We start from the raw sequence: 26528 nt of genomic DNA, 5'->3' as shown, positions 1-26528 counted from the left end.
AGCAGGTCTGAATCGCCGTGAACATGCCGGCGATAAAACCCTTTGGGTAAATGCGAAGCAATGCCGGCGTTTTTGCAAAGGGCCGAAAAAAGATGGCCGCCATTCCGCCCGTCTCCTCGTGCCGATTTCTTCAAAAAAGGGCGGGATTCTTCATCCGGAAGGCGTTTTCCGGGTTTTTTTGTTGTTCCGGTTTTTCCAAAAGGCAAAAAGCAAGAGCAGAACCGGAACGACGACCTGCAAAGGGAGATGCAGATAAAGGGTCTCCCATTTTAATCCTTGCCTGATATGTTCGGGGTAGTTGCTGGCAATCATCATAGAAACGATTAAAGTGACTACCCCGATTGGATAAACCGCCCGCCTGTGGGAATCCAGACGGAAAAAATCGGCGATGGCAATGACGGAGGCATAAAAATAGATGGCAATTTTGAAAAAAGCGCCGATGAACAAGGAGATCAGAAAAATGACATCCAGCCGCTGCAAAAATTCCATCACGTCAATTTCCTTGATGGCGGCCAAAAGCGGGAAGGGCGTGTTCTTCATGGCCGTCATCCCCAAGGTGCACAGGTTGACGGCCTTGGTGAGGGCAATGCTCAGGCCGCTGAATAAAAGGGCGCATATCCCGATCATCCTTCCCCCTTTCCTGCGGTTCAAATAAGGGAAGATAAAGGCGAAGACGACCGCCTCCCCGAAAGGCATGTAGAGGATTTCCGTGAAGGCGGATTTCAAGACGGGAAAGAATCCGTTCTCCAAAAAGGGTTTCAACCGATGAAAGTCGATGGCATTGGAAAAAAACAGAAGGACGATCCCGAAAATGGCGATCAAGTATAAAAGAAAAACATTGAGCTCCCCCGTTCTTGCGATGACCTCGATGCCGTTTTTTGCCGCATACATGATGACGACGATCATCAAGGCGTTGATGATGAACAGCGGGGTTTCCGGATAAAAGGAGGAAAGCAGAAATTCGCCGAAAACCCGCAAGTCCCTTGCGGCGGTGTACAAAAAATAGAGAATGTAAACGTAGGCGATGATCCCTCCGGCCAGTTTTCCGGCGATACTTTGAACATAGGATGAAAATACCTGGTCCGGATAAAAGAGAAATAATTGATAGTAAACGAAAAAGAGGACGGCGCCGCCCAATGTCCCCAGCAAAACGGCCAGCCAGGCGTCCCTCCCCGCATCGGTACCGAGGGGGATGACGATGGCGGTGCCGAGTTCGAACAACAGGATGAGAAGAAAAAGCTGCAGACGATCGATTTTCGCCTCTTCCACGGTCATTCACCGCCCTTCATTCGGTAAAAATAAGGTTTGGTCCGCAAGTCGGATCTGCGGATGTAGGCGTCAACGCGGACATTCACTTCCAGTTCCGGAAAAATCTTTTGATTCCATTCTTTTTTCACCTTTTTCCAGTATTTCGGATGGTCGGAATAAAAGTACTCTCCGAATCCGAAAATGTCCACCTTTTTTTCTTTCGCAAATTCGACGCTTTTCAAGATTTCCTTGCGAATCTCCTTTCGAATCGCTTCTTGCAGTTTGACCAATTCCGCCGGATCCCATAAATCCAGCGGCACGTGGGTTTCCCCGATGTTCCCCTCCACTTTGACGGATACGGTTACGGACGGCCTCCCGTTTGAGAGCTCGGCTTTCGTCCCCGTTTTGGAACGGACAACCCGGTAAGATACGGCCTCTTTGTGATTCGCCCAATCGAAATTGATGATGGTGCTTTTGATCCGGTTTTGCGTCCATAGGAAACCCCTTGCCGTTTCCTCGCCGATCCATTCGATCAGCCGATCGTTATTAAAAACCCCGATTTTGTCGGAAATGATGCGGGAAGGGACGAATGTTTCTTCCATGTCCGTTGCGTTTCTCCCGTTTCGTTTGTTTCCTTCGATGGAAAATCCGGTCAAGGTGAGCTGTTTTCCGGAAGAAGAAAGATCATCGATGGCTTCCTTGACGTCTTTTTTGATGGATTCCCCCCATAAGGACTCCGAGAACTTGATGGTTTTGATGATTTTGTTTGCCGGGATCTGGTCGATGGGCGTTAAAATTTTCAACAGATCGGTCGCCCGCATATCTTTGGCGATGACCACAAAGGATGTCGTACGGAACTGCGGGCTCCTTTCCAGCCTGTCGAAGATTTCCAATACCCCTTCCCTGGCCAGGTCCTCGCCGATGACGACCAGATTGGCGTGGGAAAAATATAATTCCCGGGAAATATGCCCCATGGCCTCCCGGGCGGCTTCCACGATGGTGTTGCCGTTTCCGGTGTAGACATTTACCGGGGAACCTTTGGAGGAGGAGACTTGCTGCATGCTCGCCGAGTTCCTGGGGTTCATGATCTGCATCGTCAATAGGTAACGGTTATCTTCCGACTTGTCGATGCCGATGGCGATCACAAAGGCGATATTGGTCAATTCCCTTGAACTCCAGCAGCCGGCGAGGGAAGGAACGGTCAACATCAGGCATAACCATAGCAGGATTTGTTTTCTCATGACGCTCACCTTGGTTGTTCATCTTTTTTGTCAGGAGGCTTCGGTCCTTGATCTTGCCCGGTACGCTCGATATTGTTCTGGCTGATCAGCTTCGGCCGGATGTCCTTTTTCCACGCCGGCATGCGAATGACGGTGTCCCCCAGGTTTTTCACGATCAGCGGAGCGAAGGGAGCCATATAAGGAACGCCGAAGGAACGCAAACTGCATAAATGGATGGTGATGAACATCACGCCGATAATAATGCCGTAAATCCCGATAATGGACGAAATGATCATCAAGGCGAAGCGGATCAGCCGGGCGGAAATGGCGATGCTGTAGGACGGGGTGGCAAAGCTGGCGATCCCGGTAACGGCGACGACGATCACCATCATCGGGGAAACGAGACCCGCCTGGACGGCCGCCTGGCCGATGACGAGGGCCCCGACGATGGATACCGCCTGACCGATCGTTTTCGGCAGCCGAAGACCCGCTTCCCGCAAAATTTCAAAGGTCAGCTCCATAAGGACGACTTCCACGATCGCCGGGAAGGGAATGGCTTCCCGCTGGGCGGCGATCGTAATAATTAATTGGGTCGGGACCATCTCCTGATGGAAATTGGTCAAGGCGACATAGGTGGCCGGGGCGATCATGGAAACGAAGAAGACCAAGATTCTCAACAGCCGGATCGCGTTGCTGATATCCACCCTCGTGTAATAATCGTCGGCAGTCTGGAAAAATTCGATGAACAACGCCGGAACCGTCAGGACGAAGGGGGAACCGTCGATGATGATGGCGATCCTTCCTTCCAGCAAATTGGAGGCGATGGTATCGGGCCGTTCCGAGTAAAAAATGGTCGGAAAAACGGAAAAGGTCTCATCTTCGATAAATTGTTCGATGATTCCGGAATCCAGGATGCTGTCCGTATCGATGCGGCGGAGCCGGGTTTTTACTTCTTCGACGATTTCATCGTTCGCGATTCCCTTTATATACATGATTCCGACATTGGTTTTTGTCTCTTTCCCGATCTTCATCGATTCGAGCCACAGGTTCGGGTTGCAAATCCGCCTGCGGATAAGGGCGGTATTGTCGCGGATGGACTCGGTGAATGATTCCTTCGGTCCGCGGATGGAAACTTCCGTGTTCGGGTCGGTCACATTCCTCGTCTTGCCCCCTCTGGTGCCCGCCCCAAGCGCCTGATCCGTTCCGTCGACCAGGACGACCGTCTCCCCCGACAGGACGGAGTTAAATAATTCGTTCCATTCTTTGATCACTTTGACATTGGTTACGGATAAAATCTTTTTTTCGAGGACGGTCAAAACTTCCTCTTTCGGGATGTCTTCGAAATGCTGCTCGTTCAATAGCGATTCAATGATAAATTCGCTGACCGTCGCGTTATCGGACAATCCGTCGGCCATAACGACCGCCGCTTGGAAGGGAAAATGGGAACCCTTTCCGGCTTCCAGGACGCGGATGATAATGTCGCTGCTATTGCCGGTCGTTTCTTTGATCATTTGTATATTCGCTTCCAAACGTTTGTCCAAGTACTTTTTTTCCAGGCCGTCCGCCCGGCCGCTCCTGGCCGGCCCGTTTTTCATTCCGTTCGGCTTCCGCTGTTTGTCTTTGATGAGCTTGTTAAAGAAGGCTGACCACAAAGCCAATTTGCTTCCCCCTAAATCATTTGATTTCCGGATTGACGGAAACGGGTGCTCCCGGCCGGAATGAAGTTCCCGTGGATTTTTTTTCATTATTTGTTAAAGGGGAAGCCGTTATACATAAAGATTGGAAAGAGAGGAAAGAATATGGATGGGGAAAAGGTGATGACCATGTTCAAAATTCTCGGCATAACCGTTCTTCTGTTTGTCTCCCTCGTCGCGCTGTCCTTTGCCGTCGATTTGGCGATGGGCACCGGTTTTGAAACGGCCCTTTCCAATCTGCGGAGCCCCTTCCAGGTGATGAGCGCTGCGGAATATTGTGTGTTAACCCTGTTCCTTGCCGTTTTGCTCGGCGGTCAAATCGCTTCGGTTTGGGCAAAGAAAAAAAATGGGCGGCAAGGGGGAAGAGCGGCTAAAAAGGGAACGGACGGGAATTCATAAATTCCGGGGAAACGGGCCGGCGGCGGGGAAAACGGGGGATTTGTCAGATACGCGGGGTCCCTTTTCAAAAATCAGGAGAGGGAAAAATCGCCGGAGAACGCCCGGACGAACTTTTGCGGTATTTGCCAATGGAGGGACGAAACGGGTGGAACCTCAACCGGCGGGCGGGGCTCTATGCGCGGCTGGGGGATCCGCGCGTTGGCGGGATTTGACGGAGGAAATGATCGTTGTCCATTTTCACCGCCCATCCCGGGAAAAGTTATTTTCCGGCGGATGGGGAAAACGACGCTTGGCGGCTTAAAAAAGGAGAAAGGAGGCCGGCTACGGCCCTTTCTCCCGATCGCGGTCAAGTCGGAATGTTGGCATTTGCAGTGTTCCCCGATGGAGGAAGCGGGTTTCGCCCATGAAAACCATGCCGCTTACTTTTCCACGGCTTTCATTACTTATTCCCGTTACTGCTTGGATTTCCGGTATCCTGCCTTCATCGCTTCCTCTTCCGTGCAAAACCATTCTTCCGCCTTTGTCACATCGTAATACCTTCCGCCGGGAAGATGATAGATTTTTTCCCCGCGGGAATTGATATTTCCCTTAATGGTTGGATTTTGGCAGCTTTTCTCCGCGGAAGGTCTCCTTCCGTCTTCCCCGGTTTGCCCTTTGTCCCCTCCGCTTTGGAATCCGTCTTCCTTGACGTAGTTTTCGATGGACCAGATGCCGATTCCCTTTTTCCTGGCCTCATCCTGGATTTCCCGGAACTCATCCACATATTTCGTATTCGGAGGAAAGACGGCCACCCGGGCGAGTCCTTTTTCCAAAAGCAGTTTATTGACCATTTTTCCGCCCACATAGGCGTAGGCTAATATCCTGCCGTATTGATCCCGTTCCTGGACATCCAGCTCCAGCTCCACCTTTTTTCCTGTCAGCAGCTTGGCGGTAAATTCGGACGCTTCCTTTCCGAAAGGCTGCTCACCGATCCTCGGATGCTTGGTCTCCGGGGTGTCGATTAAGATGAGGCGGACCCTTTCCACGGAGCCGTCGGCAAACCGGGCATCGAAGGTATCCCCGTCGACGACCTTGATGACGGTTGCCGCGATCCGTCCGGAATCGCCGGCGGTGTCAGCGGGAACTTCCCGGTTCAGCTTTTCCGCCGCCTGATTTACTTGCTCCCCGTCCGCGGCGCCTTCCGTCTGCGCCGGGATGTTTCCGGAACTTTCAAGCTTTGCGGCCGGATTGCCGCATCCGGTTAAGTAAAGGAGAAGAAACAAAAGCGGAAGGATTTTCCGAAACCGGTAAAAAACGCGAACCTTCCGGATATTCATCGACAAGCCCCCTTGGAAGTGAGTCGGTGAAAAAAGAATAATCCTGAATAAAATTCCCTTTCTATTATAATGGAAATTCTTATTTTTTCAGGGGAAAAATTTAAGCTTGTTGAAAGGGGGCGAAACGGGCGGGAAATGGCCTATGGGAAACGGATCGGAACCGGGGAGGGTCATCCTGCGGTTTCAGGAGAAACGGGAGACAATCCGCAAGAAAGCGGAGGATCCGTCCCGGGGCAGCCGTTCGTCTCGTGGGAAAGATTTCGGTACGAAGGAATTTCCGTTGACAAAAAAGAGGCTGCCCCGATAGGCCGGGTAAACGGCCGTTCGGAGACAACCTCCGGCTGAGCGTATTTCCTTTCCGAAAGGATCTGCCATTTTTCTCTTCGGATATTTTCCCTTTTCGCAGACATTTCCATCCTTGGAGTGCCATCATTATTTATGAAAAAGACATTCGGTTCGGCCGGCGATAGCTTTCCGGAAAAAGGGACGGAAAGGGCCTTTCCCTGTTTGGCCGGGCCGGTTCAGTAGGCCGTCCAGCCGGCGTCGGCGGTGATGACGGCGCCGTTTACGAAGCTCGAATCGTCGGAGGCCAGGAACAGGGCGACCGCGGCGATTTCCTCCGGTTTTCCCTGGCGGGGATTAATATTCGCTCCGGACATCGCCCGATTCATTCCGAACTTGCTCGGAGCGTTGATCGTCGTTCCGATGTTCGTTTCCACCGCACCGGGGGCGATGGCGTTGCAGCGGATGCCTTCCTTCGCATATTGGAAAGCGACGTTTTTCGTAAAACCGATGACCGCATGTTTGGATGCGGTATATGCGGCCCCTGCCCGGGAACCGAACAGGCCGCCGATCGACGCGATATTGATGATGACCCCGCGCTTTTTCTCCAAAAAGATCGGCAGCGCTTTTCGGGTGGCGCGCATGACGCCCGTCGTGTTGACGGAAAAGACCCGGTCCCACAGTTCATCCGTCACTTCCGCCGCGGGCATGAAGTTGTCCATAATTCCGGCGTTGTTGACCAAAATATCCAATGTCCCGAAGGCCTTGACGGTTTGATCGACCAGGTTTTGGACATCCGCCTCCACGGCCACGTTGGCTTTGACGCCGATGGCTGTTCCGCCGTTTTCGGTGATTTCCTTAACGACGGCATTTTGTCCCGCCTCCTGGACGTCGGAGACGACCACCTTTGCCCCTTCTTTGGCGAATAATTTGGCGATTTCCTTCCCCATGCCGGATGCCGCTCCGGTTACGATGGCGACCTTCCCTTCAAGTTTCACAAATTTTCCTCTCCTTTCAATTATGATGGGCGGTGCAGCATCTACTATCAGAATAAAAGAAGGAGGCGATGGAAAACAAGGGAGGAATCGGAAAAATTTTCGGATTTTTCCGGTGTCCGGCAAAAACTTCGAAAAAACTATTGTCACCGTGCATTGTCCCTTTTATAATAAAAATTAAAATGAAATATGGAATCAACCTGCTTGTAAAGGGGAGTAGCGTCAGGGAGAATTCCCTGAAACAAAGTCGTCAATTCATGGATGTGTGAAACATCCATCGGCTTTGTTGGCATGGCGGTGCCCAGCAAGACCTTTACCCAAAGGGTAAAGGTCTGTTTTTTTTGTCCGGACGGAAAGGATCGGCAAAAGTTCCGGCCTGCTTTCGGCCGCCTTCCCCGTTCCGGGAATGGGAAAAGGGATATTTTCCCGCCCTTGTGCGGGGAAAGACCGGAAGAGGCCGGGGGTGCTGGGCATTGGCCGGCGGAGGGTGGGTTTTGCGGCGGCCGGATGGTTCAGCCGCAAAGGTCAACGGGCTTTATTCGGAAAACCGGAACGAATGCTGCGGGAGGGGAGATATCCGGATGACTTGATGGAGAAGCTGGAAAATCCGTCAAGATTGCGAAGCGAAGCCATCCGTCCCATGCGGGAGCCGAGGGAAAGGTCCCGATCATTCGGACGCGATTTCATTGGTCATGGCCCTTTTTAAGCGGGAAAGGGACTCGGCCCGACCCGATCCCACGGCCATGGGATTTTCGTGCAATCATAAAATCAGGGTCAAGCGGAAATCCTTTATCTGATGCCGGCCCCATCCGGTAAGGGGAGGGGCCGGGGAGGGCGGTTCGGACCGTCCCATTCAAGAAGCAAAAACGACGAATTTCGAAAATCTGCCAGAGGGGGATTTGGTATGGATTTTTCCATCCTGCTTGAATACGGTTGGGTATTAATCGTATTGGTCGCGCTGGAAGGATTGCTTGCCGCCGATAATGCCGTTGTCATGGCGGTGCTGGTCAAGCATTTGCCCGAGCGGGAGCAAAAGAAGGCTCTGTTTTACGGGCTCTTGGGGGCGTTCACTTTCCGCTTTCTTTCCTTATTCGTCATTTCCATCCTGGTAGACGTTTGGCAAGTGCAAGCGGCAGGCGCCTTATATTTGCTGTATATCTCCGTCAGCCATTTCCTTAAAAAGAAAAAAAGGAAAAAGAAAAGCGGGGAAGGGCACAAGGGCGACTCCCTGTGGCGCACGGTATTAAAGATTGAACTTTCCGATCTGGCCTTTGCCATCGATTCGATTTTGGCGGCGGTGGCCATCGCCGTAACCTTGCCGGAGACCGGATGGTTCAAAGTCGGGGAAATCGATATCGGCCCCTTTTCCGTCATGCTGCTCGGAGGAATCATCGGAATCGTCATCATGCGGTTTGCCGCATCCGCCTTCGCAAAAATTTTAAAGAAATATCCGGATTTGGAAGCGGCGGCCTTCATCATCGTCGGATGGGTGGGTGTCAAACTCGCCGTCTACACCCTTTCCCATCCGAACCTCGCCTTGCTTGACAGGCACTTCCCGGAATCCTTCGCATGGAAGTCGATCTTCTGGACCGTTTTGATCGCCATCGCCTTGGGTGGATACCTGTTTTCCAAACGAAAGGCAAGGACGGCCGATACCGAATTATGACGAAATAAAGCGGACGGCTTGACTGGCGGCAAAGACCGGCCAAGCCGTCCTTATTTTTCGGGCAAAAAAGGATAGAAATAAAACGAACATTCGTTCTATAATGGAGATATAAAAAGCCGTCTCGCCAAGATCCGTTCCGAGGCTTCCCGCTTCCCGGCCGGCGAACCGCTGCCGGCGGCTCAGCCGTTTCCGGCTTGCGCTTCCCCGGTTTTCCGGAGCGGCTGGCGGAACGGAGAAGGGTTGACCTTGATCTCAAGCTGCGGCCGTCCGGATCTTCTTGCCATATTGCAGCCAACAGCATTCATCCGGAACCGGCTGCGGCCATCCGCCGGAAAAAAGGGACGTCGGTCCGGGGGCGGAGATCACGCCCTCCGTTTGCAGGGAGGGACCCGCGACTTTTGCAATATTTTCCATCCTTGAAGGAATTAATTTTTCCATGTCGAATAAATGAAAAACAAGCGGGCGGCCGATGGGAAAAAGGAGGGTGGAAAATGGAAAATTTGCCGTTTACGGACGAGCTGCAGAAACGGATGCGGCTGCTGGAGGAAGATAATCAAAGGCTGAGAGAACAATTGAACATATACAAGAAAATATACGACAATTTGCCCGAACCGTACATTTTATTGGATGAAAACAAAAAAATTGTCGACGCCAATCCTGCGGCTTGCACCTTGTTTGAAACGAATTTCGAGACGTTGATGAACAGCTCGATCACCGAATTTCTTTCACTAACCCCGCCGGAAGTCTTCGAGGATCAGAGAATGCTCATCCGTGAAAACGGGATGTTGGAAGACGAATGGTTGATCCGTTCAAAAAACGGGTTGGTGAAACATATCGAATTTTTTTCTTTGGGCAATATTTTGCCGAACATCGACTTGTACATTCTAAAGGACGTGACCGCGCGAAAACGGCTGGAATTCGAACGGTTTTTCCATCTCCAGCTTTTTAATAATATTTTCAATCAGGTCATCGACGGGATCGTCATGTTTGATGAGAAAGGGATCATCGTCAACGCCAATCCCGCCTTCTGCCAATATTTGAAAAAAGACAAGAACGAATTGATCGGCTTCCCCATTCAAGCCGTTCTGGCCGGGGACGATTCCTCCCGGCGGGAGGAAATCGGCAGGATATTGTCGAAAGCGCCCTTCATCGGCGAGATCCAGCTGAAAAGCGGCGAGGAAAGGAAGGTTTTTGAAATTTCCACCAGCCCGAATGTTTATAACGGGTTGTATATGTCGATTTTGCGGGACAAAACGGAAAAATACGAGATGGAAAACGAATTGTACAACATCGCTTTAAAATTCCGGAACGTCTTCCACGGCGCCCTGGACGGGATGATCTTGTGGAAGAACGGTTTAAAGATTTACGACATGAATTCGGCCGGGAAAAAAATATTGGGTTTGACGGATCAGGACGATATTCACAAACAGTTGGACTGGCTGTTTTGCAGGAAAGGAAACAAAAAGGATTTCTTCCGCAATGTTTTTTTGGAATTGCATCAAAAAGGGGAAAAACGGTTTACGATGGATATCGAAACCGCAGACGGCAAGGTCCGCACCCTCGAGATGACCTCGAAGCGGGACATCGTCGACGGTATCCATTTGACCGTCTTCCGCGATATTACGGAGAGGATGAAGATGGAGGAACAATTGCGGAAAACGGAAACGTTGAATGTGATCGGCGAATTGGCCGCAGGGATCGCCCATGAGATCCGCAATCCGATGACCTCGCTGAAAGGGTTTATCCAGCTGCTGCAAAACAGCATTTCCGGTTATGCGATGTACTTCGACATCATCACGGCGGAATTGAACCGGATCGAATCGATCGTGAACGAATTTTTGGTCTTGGGCAGGCCGCAGGTTTTGCAGTTTTACAAGTGCGACATCACCCGGATCATGCGGGAAACGATCGACCTCTTGTACGGGCAGGCGGTGCTCAACAACGTTCAATTCCGCACCCATTTTGCCAAAAATATCCCGAAAATCTATTGCGATCCGAACCGGATTAAACAGGTATTCATCAATATTATCAAAAATGCCATCGAAGTCATGAAAGAAGGCGGGTTTGTGACGATTGAAATAAAAAAAGAGAAAAGGAACACCCTGGTGGTGGCCATCAGCGACGAAGGCGGAGGAATCGGGAAGGAAGATTTGAAAAGATTGGGCGAACCTTTTTACACCACGAAAGAACGGGGAACGGGACTTGGACTCATGGTCAGTTATAACATCATCAGCGAACATAAGGGAAAGATCATGGTGGAAAGCGATCTCGGAAAAGGGACGACTTTCTTTATTTATTTGCCGATTTTACAGAAAGAGGAGCTGGAAGAATGATCGAATACGTGCGCATCCCTTCGCCGGTCGGATCCTTGACGGTTTTTGCGAAAAACGGGAACTTGATCCGCCTGTCGATTGACGGGGACGGGTTTCAGCCGCCGAATTCCCGGGAGCTGGTTTTCAACCCGGAAAATCCGCTGCTCAAGGAGGCGGAAAGGCAGCTGAAGGAGTATTTTTCAGGGAAGCGGAAGGTTTTCCGCCTGCCGTTGCAAATGGAAGGTTCCGTCTTCCAGCGGAAAGTTTGGCGATGCCTGCTGGAAATTCCTTACGGCGAGACGAGATCCTATCAGGATGTGGCGGAACGGATCGGAAACCGAAAGGCCGTTCGCGCGGTCGGGCAAGCCAACCGAAACAATCCCCTCCCCATCATCGTCCCCTGTCACCGGGTCATCGGCAAGGACGGAAGTTTAAAGGGATATTTCGGCTCCAAAACCGATTGGAAAGCTTACTTATTAAAGTTGGAAGGATTTTCTCCGCAAAAGGCGGAAGATCAGCCGCCCCGGGCGGAAATCATGTAAAATCGGGGCGATTTTTGGAGAATTTCCGGAAAAGAAAACATCTTTTGTCTTTTATTGCGAACCTATTTACTTTAAAAGGGATCTTTGCCATAATGGGCACTGTTAAAGATTTTTCCAGAAACGTACCAATGGGAGGATTTTGATCGTGGAGCCGTACTCGAAGAACAAGTCAGAATTGGAAACGGAAATTAAATTGATGCGGGAGCGGATGATCGATTGCGCGAAACATTACGGCTTGACCGATGAGAAAACGATCCGTTGCAGCCAGGAATTGGATCGGCTCATGCTGGTATATCAACGGCTTTTTCATGAACAAAAAGTGAACGATGATGTTTTCCCCTGGTACGAACGAGAGAGGGAGGAAAAAATGGCCTATACTATTTGAACGTTCGGCTCAGTCCCTGGCAGGCTGAACAGGAATAACCAAAAGTTTTCGCGCTCCCGGCATGAACGGAACCAGACCATTCTATAGAGAGCAGACCGGATCGGCAGGGAAAGGGATTCCCGGTTCCGCAGGTCGTTTGGATTAGATAAGGGGGAAATTTTTCGCCCGGGGATGGCGGAAAGAAAAACCAATAGGAAAGAAAAAAAGAAAAAACCGCTTAAACGGCTTCGGCCGTTTAAGCGGTTTTTGCATTTGCGGCAACGGTAATGTTGTTGTTCCCGTCGACATCGATCGTGATCGAGCCGACGGGGCCTTTTTCGTCGAGCAGCCTGTCGGCAATCGGGTCTTCCACATGTTCCTGGATGGCACGGCGGAGCGGGCGCGCACCGAAATCGGGGTGGTAGCCGATTTCCGCCAGTCGTTCTTTGGCTCTGGGCGTGACCTCCAGTTGAATATCCTGTTCGAGGAGATTGTTCTTCACTTCCTGCAGCATGATGTCCACGATTGTCAACAGATGTTCTTTTTCCAGCGGTTTGAACTCGATGATCGCGTCCCAGCGGTTCAAGAATTCGGGTTTAAAGTAGTTGTTCAATATTTCAAGGGCGCTTAAACGCTGGGCGGTATTGCCGAACCCGACTGCAATTTTCTTTTCCAAGGATCCGGCGTTGCTCGTGGCGATGATGACCGTGTCTTTGAAGCTGACGGTGCGGCCTTGGCTGTCGGTGAGACGCCCGTCTTCCAGGATTTGCAGGAAGATGTGCTGCACATCCGGGTGGGCCTTTTCGATCTCGTCAAGCAGAATGATGCAATAGGGATTCCTGCGCACCTTTTCCGTCAATTGCCCCGCTTCTTCGAAACCGACATAACCCGGAGGCGAGCCGATCAATTTGGAGACGCTGTGTTTTTCCATATATTCGCTCATGTCGAGGCGGATCATCGCGTCTTTGGAGCCGAACAGGCTTTCCGCCAGCCGCTTGGCCAATTCGGTTTTACCCACGCCCGTAGGTCCGACGAACAGGAAGGAACCGATCGGGCGGTGTTTGGCCTTCAATCCGGCGCGGCTGCGGCGAATGGCCTTGGCCACTTTTTTGACGGCTTCCTCCTGGCCGATGACCTTGGCCGCCAGTTCTTCTTCCAGATGTTTGATCATTATTTTTTCATCGCTTTGCAATTTGCCGACAGGGATTCCCGTCTTTTCTGCGATGATTTGTTGGATGTCGGCTTCATCGATGACGGGTTTTTCTTGGCTGGCCGCATTCTTCAGCTGTTTTTCCAGCTGAATTTCTTCATAACGGAGTTTTGCCGCCAATTCGTAATTTTCTTCTTCAGCGGCCTTTTCCTTTTCCTTCGAGATCTTCGCCAGCCGTTCTTGGAGCGTTTGTTCGTCGGCATAATTGATGGTCAAGTTCGCCTTTGAACCGGCTTCATCCATCAAATCGATCGCCTTGTCGGGAAGGAAGCGGTCCTGGATGTACCGGTGGCTCAGTTTGACGCAGGCTTCGATCGCTTTGTCGGTGTAGCGGACATGATGGAATTTTTCATAGTTTTCCTTCAGGCCTTTCAAGATTTGGATCGCTTCGTCGACGGTCGGTTCATGGACGATGACCGGTTGGAAACGGCGTTCCAGGGCGCCGTCCTTTTCGATTTTCCGGTATTCTTTTAACGTGGTGGCGCCGACCAGCTGCAATTCCCCGCGGGCCAAGGCCGGTTTCAGGATATTGCCCGCGTCCATTTGCGAGCCTTCCGCCGAACCCGCCCCGACGAGCAGATGGATTTCATCGATGAAAAGGATGATGTTTTTCCGTTTTTGCAATTCGGCAATAATCCTTTTCATCCGGTCTTCAAATTGGCCGCGGATGCCGGTGTTGGCGACAAGGGAAGCGACATCCAGCAAATAGACTTCCTTGTTTTTCAATTTCTCCGGAACGTCGCCTTCCGCGATTTTTAAGGCCAATCCTTCGACGATGGCCGTTTTGCCGACGCCGGGCTCCCCGATCAACACCGGGTTGTTTTTGTTCCGGCGGTTTAAAATTTCAATGACTTTCCGGATCTCCTTATCCCGTCCGATAACCGGATCGATCAAGCCGGTTCGGGCCATGTTCGTCAAGTTGCGGCCGAATTTGTCCAAAAAGCCGCCGCCCCGGTCCGTATTCCTTTGTTCGGTGGCGACTCCGTCGGCGCTCATGAAGGAGAAGGGGCCGGATGCGCTGCCGAAGCCGTTGAAGAATTCGTCAAAGGAAAATCCTTGGAACGGATTGAAATTCATCGACATCCCCCCGAAATTGGAAGCGACTTTATCTTTTTCCCTTTGGTAGCATTCGGAACATAACTGCAGATGTTTATGATGGCCGTTGATCATGAGGTGGAACTGGACGTTGGCCGGACGTTTATGGCAAATTTGGCATTGCATCGCATTCAACCTCCCCCGAAGGAAATGAAGCGCCAGGTTTATTGACTTTGACTATCTTTGACTTTCACCTTTATTATACTTTGACCTTTTTTGACTTTCAAGTGTTTTTGATCAATTTTTTTAAAAAAATTTTTCTTTCCCCTGAATGAAGATCCCCGCACCGGTTCGGGCCGCCAGCCCGCCGGTCCTGTTCTTCCCTTGTCCGAAGGCGCATATGGTATGGTAAGGGAGGAGAAACATGGATTGGAGACGTTCGCTGTCCATTGCCTTGGTTTACGTCGGAACGGTTGTGGGTGCGGGATTTGCCTCCGGGAGGGAGATCGTCGAGTTTTTTTCCAAATACGGATTCAGCGGAATGATCGGGATTTTCTTTTCCGGATGTTTGTTCATGTATTTCGGGAGAAAGATCATGATCCTTTCCATCCGCATTCGCGCGAAAAATTTCGATGAGTTCAACCGATTTCTGTTCGGACCCGCATTGGCTCCCCTGGTCACCTTCATCCAATTCCTCATGCTCATCGGCGTTACTTCCGTCATGCTTTCCGGAACGGCCGCCGTTTTCGAAGAGCAGCTCCGGCTACCCGGGGCCGCCGGACTTTTGCTGACCGTGCTGTTGGCGGGGGCGGTGATCACGATGGGGAAAAGGGGGGTGGTCTTCGTGAACGGGATGGTCGTTCCGCTGCTCGTCCTTTTTTCCTTCTCCTTGTTATGGAAGAGCGCGGAGTTCGGGGATTTCCCCGGCAAGGTCTTTTCCTTCGACGGTTTCCGTATTTCCGCCCTGAATTCCGCAGTCGCCTACGCGGCCTTCAACATCGCTTTGGCACAGGGGGTTTTGGTTCCCGCCGCCGCGGAAATCGGCGATGTCCGCACCGTCAAACTGGGCGGGTTGTTGGGCGGGGCGATCTTGACCGCCGTGATGCTGGCCAGCCATTTCGTGCTCGTCCAGCTCCCGGATCCCGCTTCCTTCCAGATCCCGATGGGGGCCGTAATCGGGCGCTTGGCCGGCTCCTTCTATTTTCTTTATATTCTTGTGATTTACGGGGAGATATTTACGACGATTATCGGAAATGTTTACGGATTGGAGCGGTTTTTGCAGACCCACTTCCCGGGGGGCAAACGGCGGCTGGGCCTTTTTATTTTTTTCTCCTGTTTGCTGCTCAGCCTCATCCCTTACGGGACGCTGCTCGGATTTTTGTATCCGCTGTTCGGCTATGTGAGCCTGATCTACTTTCTCTTCCTTCTGCTGCGGGGGAAAAGACAGGGGGAATAAAAAAGATGCGGAAACCTTCCGCACCTTGTTCAATGCAAAGGAAAGATCAAAAAAAGAAGGAGATCGAAGGTCAGATGGGACAGGATGACAAGGGGCAGACTTTTTTTCCAGGCGTAAAGGGCCGACCACAGGATCCCGAAAAAAAACGCCGCGGCGATTAAAATGATATACTGGGAGTAAATATACGTCATCGCGTAGAGGAAGCCGGAAAGGAGGGCGCTCTGCCAAAAAGGCAGGTAATTCAGCAGGCGTTTGAAAAGGAAGCCCCTGAAAAATATTTCTTCCCCGGGAACGATGATTAAAGCCAGCACGATGTAATGCCAGAAAGAATCGGGGGAAAACCGGTCGTAAATGCCGATGATTTCATTTTTTAAGAAGGACAGGGACAGCCAATCGATGATCCCGTAGGCGAGCAAGGCCAAGGCGTAAAAGAATATGCCCGATGCGAGGCCGTAATAGAAATACTTATGTAAAGGCAGCCGGTCGTCGAATTTTTCGATGATCATCGCGTAGGAAATGAGGCATAGCATCGCGCCGGTGAGCAAATACCAAAAGACCGCCGGTCTGGTGAAGGTAAATCCGATCAAAAGATGGGAAAGGATGATGGCAAACATCCATTTCCGGTCTCTCAGGACTTGTTCCATTTTTGAAACGACTCCCTTCGAAAAAACAAAATTATTGTACCATACCTCTTTTTAAAATGGAAAAGGATCTTACGAACGTTTCTTGACAAATTCCGAAGGGGGGTTTCCCGATTTTCCCCGCCGAACAATGAGGGCTTCCGCCAAGAGGGGATTCGCAGACAGGGGAAGGAAACCGGATGGGGGAACGGGGGTTCGGATCCCAAAAACTTGAAAAGGGATGAAAATTCATCCCTGTTTGCCCTCGCGCCGGGCAGGCGGCCGTTATTATAATGTTTATACGGGGACGGCAACGTTTGCAGACGGTCCGTTATTCTTCAACGATTTTGTAATGTTTATGGTTGACGACGGTCCGTTCTTCCAAATCCAGTTCCCGGTAATTTTCCATGTAAGTCAAGTCGACGATGACCGAATTTTCATTGACCTTCTCCACGATGCCCCTCAACCCGTTCTTAAATTCGATGATATTCCCGACGGAAGCTTTTTTCATCGGCGATCTCTCCTTATCAATGATCACTTTTATCAATAGTTTGCATGAAACCGGAAAAATTGTAAAGATTTTTGTAAATTGTTTATATTCGATCCGGACTTTTCTTCCTTTGTCCGGCCCGGACGATCAGGTTTTTCCTATCGTTTTCGCGATTCCGAAAATGGAAAGAGGGTGGAAGTGATGACGGAGGAAATGGCGAAGGAATTATTGGAACAATTAAAAAGGGGACAAATCCGCGAAATTTACGTAAAAAAGGAGGATTTTCCCGTCTTCCGCCAAGTCCTCGTCCAAAGGGAGGACTTCGGCAATTTCCGCGGCATCGCCCAAAAGGGGGGCGGCGTCATTTTTCATTATTTGCCCAAGACATGAATGGTAAGGAAGGGGATTCCGGATGGAGGGATCCCCTGCCGAAAGGTTTTCCGCCCTGTTTTTGCGTGCCGGAAAGCAGATGCGCCGGCCGGGGTTTTCGGGCGGCGGATCGTTCGGGAGGCGTCCGGGCTGAGGCGCCCGGACTTGTTCGTTATTTGTCGGTGAGGGCCTTCCGCAGTTTTTCCAAGGCCCGCTTCTTTTTCAGCTTCACGGTGGCGTAGGCGGAATTCTCCATTTCCGCGATCTCCCGCAATGAATATCCCCAGATGAAATGGCGGATCACAAATTCCCGCTCGGATTCCGGCAGCCGGCAAACCGCATCCTTGATGAAGGCCATTTCCGCGGCTTTCGGCTCTTCCTTGACGGAGTTCCAATAATTTTCGTCCACATCATGCTCGATGCCCTCCTTTCGCTTCCATTTTTTCAACTCGCGGACGATCCCCCGCCGCACGGTGATGTAGGCGTAGGCGGAAAAATTGCCCTTTTCCGGCTTGTAGTTCAAGTACGCCTGCCAAAGATGGATCAGGCCGATCTGAAAAAAATCTTCGCGGTTCTGATAGATGTTCAAATTCCGGAGAACGGAAAGAATGAGCGGCCTGTATTGTTCGGCCAAACGGTCAAAATCCTCCATTTTCCCACCGATCCTGGAAAGGCGCGCCTCCCGCAAATTCCCGGGTAATTTCAACGTACAGGCCGGACAAAATTTTGTCTATTTTGTAAAATCTGATTTCGATCAAAAAAACAAAGTCCCGTTCTTTTCCCTGCGATTTCTTTCGCGAAAAAGCGAAATTTTCTAAAGGAATTTTGCGATTTTTGCAGCTTCGGAAATTGGATTTACGGATTCTGCCAATTTCGCCAGCAGTCCACTAGTGAATCCCGTCCGGTTTCTTGTTAGCCTGATGGGGAAGAAAACGGGAGGTGTTGCAAGTGTTTAAGAGATTGGCATGGATCTTGGCCATCGCCTTCGCGCTGGCAGCGGGATCCGGCGGGAATGCCGATGCGGCAGCGATCTATACGGTGAAAAAGGGGGATACCCTGTATACGATCGGAAAGGCGCACGGGGTTTCCGTTCTCAGCATAAAAAAGGCTAACCGTATGCCGTCGGACACCATTTATCCGGGGCAGAGGCTGGTGCTTCCGCCTTCCTTGACCGCCGAAGAAATGGATTTGCTGGCAAGGCTCGTCCATGCGGAGGCGAAGGGTGAACCCTATGCCGGCAAAGTCGCGGTGGCGACCGTCGTCTTAAACCGCCTTGACCATCCCGATTTTCCGAAGACGGTGAAAGGGATCATTTACGCCAAAACGGGCGGCCATTACGCCTTCACCCCGGTGGCCAACGGCACGATCAACGAGCCCGCCGACGAATCGTCCAAACGGGCGGTGAAAGAGGCCATCGCTTTCCGGGGGATGGGACAAGGATCCTTGTATTTTTACAATCCGAAAACGTCCACAAGCAAATGGATATTCTCGCGGACGGCCACGATTACGATCGGCAATCACCGTTTCGCGAAATGACAGATTGGCAGCATGCAGACGGGAAAGGACCCGGCCGCCCTTTCCTCCTGGGGGGAGGGAAAGCGTCCGGGTTCTTTCCCGCTTGATGAAATTCTCCAACTATGGAAGAATGGATGTTCCATTCTTCTTTTTTGGGAGGGCGAACCGGTTTTTCCCTTCCGCCGCCGGGAAATGGTCATAAAAGCGGAGGAAGGGGGGAAACTGTTTCTTGACCGGCAAAGCCCTGGCCCCGTGCCGGAGGTTAGGAGGAAAGGTTTTCTCCGGATCTGTCCGGTTCTTTCTTTGCCAAATTCCGGAACGGAAGGAAAGATCGCGGAAAAGGGCGCCGCCCTTTTTTTTCCGCGGCATTCGCCCTTTTATGAAAAAATAGAGAAATTCCGAACATGGGCGTTGTCTGTTTTGAAAACTCATGTTATCTTTATGTTAGCTTCTCTTTGTTTTATAAAAAGATACGACGGCACACAGAATAACATGTAAAAGGGGTTGATTTTTTTGATCGAGAAAGAATATAAAGTCGTGGCTGACACGGGCATCCATGCACGGCCTGCAACGGTCCTGGTGCAGACGGCAGGGAAATTTGATTCGGAAATCACGTTGGAATACAAAGGGAAAAAGGTGAATCTGAAATCGATCATGGGCGTGATGTCCCTCGGCATCGGCAAAGGTGCGGACATTAAAATCACCGCCGAAGGCAGCGACGAAGTCAATGCCATGCAAACGATCGAAGAAACCATGAAAAAAGAGGGAATCGTATAATAATGACAACTTTGATCAAAGGCATCGCAGCATCGAGCGGCATATCCATCGGGAAAGCATTCCGGCTCGTAGAACCGGTGCTCTCTTTTGAAGAAAAGACGGTGGAAAACCCGGACGCGGAAATCGAACGGTTCCGGCAAGCCGTTGAAAAGGCGAAGAATGAACTGAATATCTTGAAATCCCAGACGGAAAAACGGCTCGGGAAAGAGCAGGGGGCCATTTTCGAAGCCCATTTGCTCGTCCTGTCGGATCCGGAATTCGTAGGTGCGGTAGAAGAAAAAATCAAAAGCGAAAGAAAAAATGCCGAGGCGGTTCTCGACGAAACCGCCAAAGGATTCATTCATATTTTAGAAAAATTGGACAATGAATATATGCGGGAAAGGACCGCCGATATCCGTGACGTGACGAAGAGGCTTATGGCCTATCTGCTGGATGTGTCCGTCCCGAATCCGGGCCTGATCTCGGAGGAAGTGATCATCGTTGCCAAAGACTTGACTCCCTCCGACACGGCCCAGCTTGACAGGAAATTTGTTAAGGGATTCACAACGGATATCGGGGGCAGGACTTCCCATTCCGCCATCATGGCCCGCTCGCTGGAAATCCCTGCGGTTGTCGGGACGAAGACGGCGACCGAGACGATTCAAGACGGGGATCTGCTCATTTTGGACGGGCTTTCGGGAGAAGTTTACGTCAATCCGACGGAAGAGCTTTTGGCGGCCTATAAAGAAAAACAAAAGCAATACGAAAAACAGTTGGCCGAATGGCGAAAGCTGGTCGGCGAGCCGACCGTCTCCAGCGACGGCCACCGGGTGGAGCTGGCGGCCAACATCGGCTCGCCCAAAGACGTCAAAGCCGCGCTGGCAAACGGGGCGGAGGGCGTCGGCCTGTTCCGGACCGAATTCTTGTACATGGATAAAACCGAACTGCCTTCCGAAGAAGAACAATTCGAAGCCTATAAAGCGGTGTTGGAAGGAATGAAGGACAAGCCCGTCATCATCCGCACCCTGGACATCGGCGGGGACAAAGAGCTTCCCTATTTGTCCTTGCCGAAGGAACTGAATCCCTTTTTGGGATTCCGCGCCATCCGCCTTTGCCTCGACCGGACGGACATTTTCCGCACCCAATTGCGGGCCCTTCTCCGGGCGAGCACATACGGCAAGCTGCGGATCATGTTCCCGATGGTCGCCACTTTGGATGAATTCCGGAAGGCGAAAGCCATCTTTTTGGAAGAAAAGGAAAAATTGCAGGCGGAAGGCGTCCCCGTTTCCGACTCGATCCAACTCGGCATCATGGTGGAAATCCCGTCGACGGCCGTTCTCGCCGACCTGTTCGCCAAGGAAGTGGACTTTTTCAGCATCGGCACCAACGATTTGATCCAATACACGATGGCCGCAGACCGGATGAACGAACGGGTTTCCTACCTGTACCAGCCCTATCATCCGTCCATCTTGCGCCTGGTGAAAAGAGTGATCGATGCGGCCCACAACGAAGGAAAATGGGCGGGCATGTGCGGAGAAATGGCCGGGGACGAAAAGGCGATTCCCCTGCTAGTCGGCCTTGGCCTCGACGAATTTTCCATGAGCGCTACGTCCATCTTGAAAGCCCGCGCGTTAATCAAGAAGCTTTCCAAGGCGGACATGGAACAATTGGCGGAAAAGGCCTTGAATGCGGCTACGACGGATGAGGTCCTGCAGCTCGTTCGCGAATCTTTGAATTAAAACCGATGGAAGCATTTCCGTCGGTTTTTTTATTTGCGGGCGTTTCTTGCGGTGATATTTTCCCTTATAATGGAAGAAAAGCGGAAGGAGGAATCGGGAAAATGGATTTTTCGGGAAAAACCGCGATCGTCGCCGCATCGAGCCAAGGTTTGGGAAAAGCGATTGCCGAAGCGCTGGCCCAAGGGGGGGCCAACGTGATGATTTCCGGAAGACATGAAGAAAAGCTGCGGAAGGTGAAGGAGGAAATCGGAAAAGACGCCCCGGGGGACGTTTCCTATTGCGCCGCCGATCTGACGAAAGGGGAAGATATTGAAAGGCTGGTGAAACGGACCGTCGAAAAATACGGCACCGTCGACATCCTGGTCAACAATTCGGGGGGACCGAAGGCCGGTTCCTTTGAGGAATTCGGCGATGAAGATTGGCAGCACGCCTTCGAATTAAATTTGCTTTCCTACATCCGGCTGATCCGCGCAGCCTTGCCCTACTTGAAAAAAAGGGGAGGCAAAATCATCAACATCGCCTCCTCGTCCGTAAAGGAACCGATTCCCGGACTGATTTTGTCCAACACCTTCCGGACCGGGATTATCGGCCTTGCGAAAACATTGTCCTTCGAAATGGCGCCTTACGGCATTTTGGTCAACACGGTCTGCCCCGGGAGGATCCTGACGGACCGGATCCGGCAGCTGGACCGGATCCATGCGGAAAAGGCGGGCGTTTCCGAGAATGAAGTCAGGAAACAGCAGGAAAGCGGCATTCCGTTGAAAAGGTACGGAACGCCGGAAGAGTTCGCAAAAGTGGTGGCCTTTTTGGCCTCCGACGAAAACACCTACATGACCGGCTCCACCCTGTTCGTCGACGGGGGAGCGGTGAAGTCGATCTGACCGGGATTCCGGAACGAATCAGAGGAGGGTTGCGAATGCCGGAACGAATCATCGGGTTCATCGGATTGGGCGTGATGGGAAAAAGCATGGCCCGCCGGCTTTTGAAGGCCGGATATCCGTTGTTCGTGTACACGCGGACGAAAGAGAAGGCTTCCGACCTTTTGCAGGAGGGGGCCGTCTGGAAGGACTCGCCGAAGGAAGTGGCGGAAGCGGCGGACATCGTGATCACCATGGTCGGCTATCCGGAGGATGTGCGAACGGTGTATTTGGGCGGGGAGGGGCTGATCCCGAACGGAAGACCGGGACAGTTTTTCATCGACATGACCACCTCATCCCCCGCGTTGGCCCAAAGGCTGTTTGCGGAAGGGAAAAAGAGGGGAATTCATCTTCTGGATGCGCCGGTATCCGGCGGGGATATCGGGGCGAAGAACGGAACGCTGGCGATCATGGTCGGGGGTGAAGAGGAGGCGTTCCGGGAGATGCTCCCGGTTTTCGAGACGCTGGGGAAAAGGATCGAACACATGGGCGGCGCGGGTTCCGGGCAGCATGCCAAACTGGCCAACCAAATTGCCATCGCCTCGAACATGGTCGGCCTTTGCGAAACCCTCGTCTATGCCAAACATGCGGGGCTGCCGATGGAAAAGGCCCTTTCCGTGATTTCCGCCGGTGCCGCCGGAAGCTGGAGCCTTGCGAATTTGGCCCCGCGGATCTTGGCGGGGGATTATTCCCCGGGATTTTTTATTAAACATTTCATCAAAGATATGAAAATCGCACTGGAAGAAGCGGAAAAAATGGGGCTTGCCTTGCCGGGGCTTGCCCTGGCCAAAAGATTGTACGAGGCTTTGGCCGAACGGGGGGAAGAAAACAGCGGCACGCAGGCTTTGATCAAATATTGGGACGGCAGCGGGAGAGAATAAAACCTTCCGGACAAGAGCGGCGGGGCGGCTCCGCAAGCGGGGGACGGCTTCGGGGCATCCCCCATATTTGGCGGGATGGAGGATTCGACTTTTCCGTCCCTTGCGGAAAAAGGCCCCTTTCGGGCCGGGGGTCTGCCCTTTTCGTTTTCCTCCTTTTTCCATTTTTCGCCGATCCCCTTGTCGTGCCGTCGGCCTGAAGAATAGAAGAACGTTTCAAGGAACGGGCGCGGGGAAGGATTTTCCTGCCCGCCTTCCGGACCCTTTTTGCCGCCCGTTCGGGCCGGGACGAAGAAGACGGAAAGGGAAGCCGTCTTGCGTGGATTCCCTGCCGCGGCGAAAGCGGAAGGCTGGGTTCCCCGCTCCCGGCACAGGTCATGCGGACCGGAGAAATGCAAGTTTTCTCCCATGGTTTATCTTGCTCCGGCCAGGCGGTCGAGCCCCTCTTTCAGCACGTCCATGGAACTGGCGTAGGAGAGGCGGAAATATCCTTCGCCGAAGGGGGAAAAGGCGCTCCCGGGGACGACGGCGACTTTATGCTCCCGCACCAGGTTCAAACAGAAATCGAAGGAATTGGCATTACCCGGTATCTTGACGAAAAAATAGAAGGCGCCGTCGGGAAGGACCGTTTCAAAGCCCGCTTCCTTGAGCCGTTTGTAGACATAATCCCTTCTTTTTTTATATTCTTCCCGCATCCTGGCCGGGTCATCCTTCCCCTTCGTCAAGGCTTCGACGGCCGCCCGCTGGGAGACGGAGCTGGCGCAGGAGACGTTGTACTGGTGCACTTTTAACATCTGCTTGGCCAAATCTTCCGGCGCAAAGAGAAAACCGATGCGGAACCCCGTCATCGAATGGGATTTGGACAAGCCGTTGATGACGACCGTCTGCTCCCGCAAGATTTCCCCGATGGAAACATGCGGCCCGCCATAAACGATTTCGCTGTAAATTTCATCCGCCAAAATGAACATGTTTTTCCCGCGGATGACCCGGGCGATCGCCGCCAATTCTTCCCGGCTGTAACTGACTCCGGTCGGATTGGCGGGATAGGAGAGGACGAGGCATTTGGTCCGGCCGGTCAAATGCCTTTCCAATGCTTCCGCCGTCAGTTTGAAGCGGAAAGGACGGGTGTCGATAAAGACAGGTCTGGCGCCGCAGAGCCGGATCAGCGGCTCGTAGCCGGGATAAACCGGTGCGGACAGGAGCACTTCATCCCCGGGGGAGAGCAGGGTGCGGAAGGCGATGTCGATGGCCTCCGTGGCGCCGACGGTGACGATCACTTCCTTTTCCGGGTCGTAGGACAGATGGTATTTTTCCTTTACAAAGTCCGCCGCCGCCTTTCTCAATTCCGGCATGCCCGCGTTGGCCGTATAGACGGTAAAGTTGTCGTCGATGGCCCTTTTCGCCGCCTCCTTCACATGCTCCGGGGTCGGAAAATCCGGCTGGCCGATCGTTAAAGAAACGATGTCCTCCACTTGGGAGGCGAGCTGAAAAAAACGGCGGATGCCGGAAATCGCTATGCTTTTTACTTGCGGATTGACCAAATGTTCCATACGATCGCCTCTTATCGATAAAATATTGTCCCTTTCATCATAGCCAAAAAACCTTCTTTTTTGAATACCGGAATCGGCTTTTCGGGCTAAAAGGGCCGGGATTTAAGCTGCTGCGGAAATCGCCATCTGATCTCTTCCGATCCTTGATCCAAGTTTACCGTTTTTCGCGGCGGGGAGACGGCCTGGGGCGCGGAAAATACCCCAAGACGATGAAAAGGGAAGGAATTCGGCCGATATAAGAGGTAGGTGCGCGAGCAAAGTAACGAAATGAAAGGAAATTGCGATGAGGATGGAAGAACGAAAGGTAGAAATGGAAAAAAACATCGTCGTCTTTGAAGTCGGCGGGGAAACCTTCGGCGCCGATATTTGGCATGTTCAGGAGATCATCCTTCCGGTGAAGGTGGTTCCGATCCCCAAATCCCACCCGTATTTGGAAGGGGTGGCCGAAATCCGGGGAGAGGTTTTGCCGGTGATCGACGCGGCCAAAGCCTTGGGGTTCGGCGAAGGAAGCGGTTCCGGCGGCGAGGACCGTTTTATGATCGCCAACGTCCTCGGACAAAAGGTCATTTTTCATGTCGACCGGGTTCTCTCCATCCTCCCCTGCCCGGAGGAGGAAACGGCGGGGACGGATGAATTGACGGCCTCCCTGGAAGGCTTGGTAACGGGCACGCTGAAGCGGGATGAGGGGATCATTTTGCTGCTTGATTTGGAAAAACTGGTCGGGCAAATCAAACAGCAGGGATAAAGATGAAGAAAAGGGGGTTCCGAAAAATCGGACCCCCTATCCTTTTGGGAAAAGGATGAGCGGCGGCTCAGCGTCCCTCTCCGCTTGCGCCAGCCACTTCCCTGGAATTTTTAATCGCCCCGGGGAAGGTGTTCCGAGTTCGTCCGGCATTTTCCGCCGCCTTATTCCGGTTCCAAGGTAAAAAACGTGATTTCCGGCCGGGAAAGGAAACGGAAGGGGAGCCTCGTCGTGCCCAATCCCCGGTTGACGTACAAGGTGAGCCCGTCCAATGCATATAAGCCTTCCACGTATTTTCTTCCGTACCGGGGGGTAATGACGGGCCCGACGAAGGGGATTTGGATTTGCCCTCCGTGGCTGTGGCCGCTGATCTGCAAATGGACCGGATAGCCCTTGGCGACATCCGCGTAATCGGGGGCGTGGGAAATCAGGATCGTGTACACTTCTCCCGGCTGCTGGGCCAGCGCCGCTTTCAGATCCGGCCTTCCCAGCATGCAGTCGTCGACACCCGCCAAAAAAATAAAAGACCGGCCTTTTGCCACGGGAACGGCGGTATTTTGCAAAACTTTGAAGCGGCTTTCTTCCATGATGTACCGGTATTTTTCCGTACCGTATCCCCCGTGGTCATGGTTTCCGAAAACGGCGAACTTGCCGAAGGGGGCGTCCAGGAGTCGGAGCAGTTCCACCGTTTCCCGGATTTGATGATAGGCGGATGGATTGTCCATCAAGTCCCCGGAAAAAATGATCATATCCGGATTTTCTTCCATGATGAGGGAGACGGCTTTCCGGAGGTGGGAAAGCTGGTAGTGGTAGCCGAGATGGGTGTCGCTGAACAGGGCGATTTTAAAACGCCAGAAATCGGCCGGGATGAGTTTGTGCCTGATGGTGAAGCGGGTGATTTCCGTCCAATAGGGCTCAATATGTTTCGAATAATAATATCCGCTCAACCCCGCAAGCAGGGTAAAAGCTCCGGTTTTCCCCAAAGTTTTCAAAAAGGTTCTCCTCGTCATTTTTTTTGGCATTTTTCTGTCCCGTTCCAACAATTTATCGATAATTCTATCCTAGCAAAAGAAATTGGGGAAAGGAAGGGCGTGTTCCGCGGGTTTTACGAGGAAAAATCTGCCGTGGGCAAGACCCCCGCCGCCGACGGGGCCGCTTCCCGGCCGTCGGTTCCGGAACCTTCTAATCTCGGAAAAGGCATTTTCAGGATAGG

24 protein-coding genes are annotated in these 26528 nt (G+C 52.2%); 13 read left to right on the top strand and 11 right to left on the bottom strand.

The features are described from left to right. Nucleotides 1-150: 150 nt before the first annotated feature. From A3EQ_RS0113740 to A3EQ_RS0113730, 3 genes are read right to left on the bottom strand one after another with little or no spacing between them, the layout of a single operon-like run. On the bottom strand, nt 151-1275 hold the full coding sequence (locus A3EQ_RS0113740; RefSeq protein WP_020155753.1) for a GerAB/ArcD/ProY family transporter: 1125 nt from the start codon (nt 1273-1275) through the stop codon (nt 151-153). Further along, nucleotides 1272-2489 carry a Ger(x)C family spore germination protein gene (locus tag A3EQ_RS0113735; protein WP_026499983.1) on the bottom strand — a complete coding sequence of 406 codons (1218 nt, stop codon included), beginning with the start codon at nt 2487-2489 and terminating at the stop codon, nt 1272-1274. The genes A3EQ_RS0113740 and A3EQ_RS0113735 overlap by 4 nt, the downstream gene beginning before the upstream one ends. Before the next feature lie 5 nt (nt 2490-2494). After that, nucleotides 2495-4063, bottom strand: a complete 1569-nt coding sequence (locus A3EQ_RS0113730) for a spore germination protein (RefSeq protein ID WP_051091425.1) — start codon at nt 4061-4063, stop codon at nt 2495-2497. Nucleotides 4064-4267: 204 nt separating this feature from the next. On the opposite strand from A3EQ_RS0113730, the gene A3EQ_RS21135 reads away from it, so the two are divergent. After that, entirely contained in the window at nt 4268-4561 is a 294-nt protein-coding gene (locus tag A3EQ_RS21135; protein WP_154652877.1) for a hypothetical protein, read from the top strand. 452 nt (nt 4562-5013) lie between these two features. Here A3EQ_RS21135 and A3EQ_RS0113715 read toward each other — a convergent pair whose 3' ends face one another. Continuing rightward, nucleotides 5014-5877 (bottom strand): thermonuclease family protein, encoded by an 864-nt coding sequence (locus A3EQ_RS0113715; protein ID WP_020155748.1) that lies wholly within the window; start codon nt 5875-5877, stop codon nt 5014-5016. Nucleotides 5878-6398: 521 nt separating this feature from the next. Continuing rightward, nucleotides 6399-7157, bottom strand: a complete 759-nt coding sequence (locus tag A3EQ_RS0113700; RefSeq protein ID WP_020155745.1) for an SDR family oxidoreductase — start codon at nt 7155-7157, stop codon at nt 6399-6401. A 901-nt stretch (nt 7158-8058) separates the two neighbouring features. On the opposite strand from A3EQ_RS0113700, the gene A3EQ_RS0113680 reads away from it, so the two are divergent. The 4 genes from A3EQ_RS0113680 (at nt 8059) to A3EQ_RS21130 (ending at nt 12059) form a co-directional block, all read left to right on the top strand. Next, nucleotides 8059-8820 carry a TerC family protein gene (locus A3EQ_RS0113680; RefSeq protein ID WP_020155741.1) on the top strand — a complete coding sequence of 254 codons (762 nt, stop codon included), beginning with the start codon at nt 8059-8061 and terminating at the stop codon, nt 8818-8820. Between the two features lie 491 nt (nt 8821-9311). Then, nucleotides 9312-11153: a PAS domain-containing sensor histidine kinase gene (locus A3EQ_RS0113670; protein ID WP_154652876.1), complete on the top strand. Its 1842-nt coding sequence runs from the start codon at nt 9312-9314 to the stop codon at nt 11151-11153. Beyond that, complete coding sequence (locus tag A3EQ_RS0113665; RefSeq protein ID WP_020155738.1) at nt 11150-11674, top strand: methylated-DNA--[protein]-cysteine S-methyltransferase; 525 nt, start codon at nt 11150-11152, stop codon at nt 11672-11674. The genes A3EQ_RS0113670 and A3EQ_RS0113665 overlap by 4 nt, the downstream gene beginning before the upstream one ends. 145 nt (nt 11675-11819) lie before the next feature. Beyond that, complete coding sequence (locus A3EQ_RS21130; protein WP_268761502.1) at nt 11820-12059, top strand: aspartyl-phosphate phosphatase Spo0E family protein; 240 nt, start codon at nt 11820-11822, stop codon at nt 12057-12059. A 235-nt stretch (nt 12060-12294) separates the two neighbouring features. Here A3EQ_RS21130 and A3EQ_RS0113655 read toward each other — a convergent pair whose 3' ends face one another. Then, the gene (locus A3EQ_RS0113655) at nt 12295-14469 is read right to left on the bottom strand and encodes an ATP-dependent Clp protease ATP-binding subunit (protein ID WP_020155736.1); all 2175 of its coding nucleotides are present in this window, start codon (nt 14467-14469) and stop codon (nt 12295-12297) included. A 238-nt stretch (nt 14470-14707) separates the two neighbouring features. Between A3EQ_RS0113655 and A3EQ_RS21125 the strand changes: the two genes are divergently transcribed. Then, entirely contained in the window at nt 14708-15739 is a 1032-nt protein-coding gene (locus A3EQ_RS21125) for a YkvI family membrane protein (protein WP_020155734.1), read from the top strand. Nucleotides 15740-15768: 29 nt separating this feature from the next. Here the strand turns inward: A3EQ_RS21125 and A3EQ_RS0113640 are convergent, their stop codons facing one another. Next, nucleotides 15769-16383 (bottom strand): CPBP family intramembrane glutamic endopeptidase, encoded by a 615-nt coding sequence (locus tag A3EQ_RS0113640; RefSeq protein WP_020155733.1) that lies wholly within the window; start codon nt 16381-16383, stop codon nt 15769-15771. Between the two features lie 307 nt (nt 16384-16690). Continuing rightward, complete coding sequence (locus A3EQ_RS0113630; RefSeq protein WP_020155731.1) at nt 16691-16870, bottom strand: YkvS family protein; 180 nt, start codon at nt 16868-16870, stop codon at nt 16691-16693. 180 nt (nt 16871-17050) lie between these two features. On the opposite strand from A3EQ_RS0113630, the gene A3EQ_RS0113620 reads away from it, so the two are divergent. Continuing rightward, nucleotides 17051-17239: a hypothetical protein gene (locus A3EQ_RS0113620; RefSeq protein WP_020155729.1), complete on the top strand. Its 189-nt coding sequence runs from the start codon at nt 17051-17053 to the stop codon at nt 17237-17239. Nucleotides 17240-17390: 151 nt separating this feature from the next. Here the strand turns inward: A3EQ_RS0113620 and A3EQ_RS0113610 are convergent, their stop codons facing one another. After that, entirely contained in the window at nt 17391-17870 is a 480-nt protein-coding gene (locus A3EQ_RS0113610) for a sigma-70 family RNA polymerase sigma factor (RefSeq protein WP_020155727.1), read from the bottom strand. A gap of 296 nt (nt 17871-18166) precedes the next feature. On the opposite strand from A3EQ_RS0113610, the gene A3EQ_RS0113600 reads away from it, so the two are divergent. The 5 genes from A3EQ_RS0113600 (at nt 18167) to A3EQ_RS0113575 (ending at nt 23026) form a co-directional block, all read left to right on the top strand. Beyond that, on the top strand, nt 18167-18754 hold the full coding sequence (locus tag A3EQ_RS0113600) for a cell wall hydrolase (RefSeq protein WP_020155725.1): 588 nt from the start codon (nt 18167-18169) through the stop codon (nt 18752-18754). A 492-nt stretch (nt 18755-19246) separates the two neighbouring features. Next, on the top strand, nt 19247-19510 hold the full coding sequence (locus A3EQ_RS0113590) for a phosphocarrier protein HPr (RefSeq protein ID WP_026499979.1): 264 nt from the start codon (nt 19247-19249) through the stop codon (nt 19508-19510). A 2-nt stretch (nt 19511-19512) separates the two neighbouring features. Beyond that, a complete protein-coding gene (gene ptsP, locus A3EQ_RS0113585; protein WP_020155722.1) occupies nt 19513-21228 on the top strand; it encodes a phosphoenolpyruvate--protein phosphotransferase in 1716 nt (571 codons plus the stop codon). Nucleotides 21229-21329: 101 nt separating this feature from the next. Further along, nucleotides 21330-22109 carry an SDR family oxidoreductase gene (locus A3EQ_RS0113580; protein WP_020155721.1) on the top strand — a complete coding sequence of 260 codons (780 nt, stop codon included), beginning with the start codon at nt 21330-21332 and terminating at the stop codon, nt 22107-22109. Nucleotides 22110-22144: 35 nt separating this feature from the next. Continuing rightward, nucleotides 22145-23026, top strand: coding sequence for an NAD(P)-dependent oxidoreductase (locus A3EQ_RS0113575; RefSeq protein WP_020155720.1), 882 nt, complete (start codon nt 22145-22147; stop codon nt 23024-23026). Nucleotides 23027-23436: 410 nt separating this feature from the next. Here A3EQ_RS0113575 and A3EQ_RS0113565 read toward each other — a convergent pair whose 3' ends face one another. After that, on the bottom strand, nt 23437-24573 hold the full coding sequence (locus A3EQ_RS0113565; protein ID WP_020155718.1) for an aminotransferase A: 1137 nt from the start codon (nt 24571-24573) through the stop codon (nt 23437-23439). 289 nt (nt 24574-24862) lie between these two features. On the opposite strand from A3EQ_RS0113565, the gene A3EQ_RS21120 reads away from it, so the two are divergent. Continuing rightward, the gene (locus A3EQ_RS21120; protein WP_169382704.1) at nt 24863-25318 is read left to right on the top strand and encodes a chemotaxis protein CheW; all 456 of its coding nucleotides are present in this window, start codon (nt 24863-24865) and stop codon (nt 25316-25318) included. A gap of 161 nt (nt 25319-25479) precedes the next feature. Here the strand turns inward: A3EQ_RS21120 and A3EQ_RS0113555 are convergent, their stop codons facing one another. Beyond that, nucleotides 25480-26307 (bottom strand): metallophosphoesterase, encoded by an 828-nt coding sequence (locus A3EQ_RS0113555; RefSeq protein ID WP_322786161.1) that lies wholly within the window; start codon nt 26305-26307, stop codon nt 25480-25482. Between the last annotated feature and the right edge of the window lie 221 nt (nt 26308-26528).

The organism is Caldibacillus debilis DSM 16016 (assembly GCF_000383875.1).
Lineage (GTDB): Bacteria > Bacillota > Bacilli > Bacillales > Caldibacillaceae > Caldibacillus > Caldibacillus debilis.
This window is presented reverse-complemented; position numbering and strand designations above follow the sequence as displayed.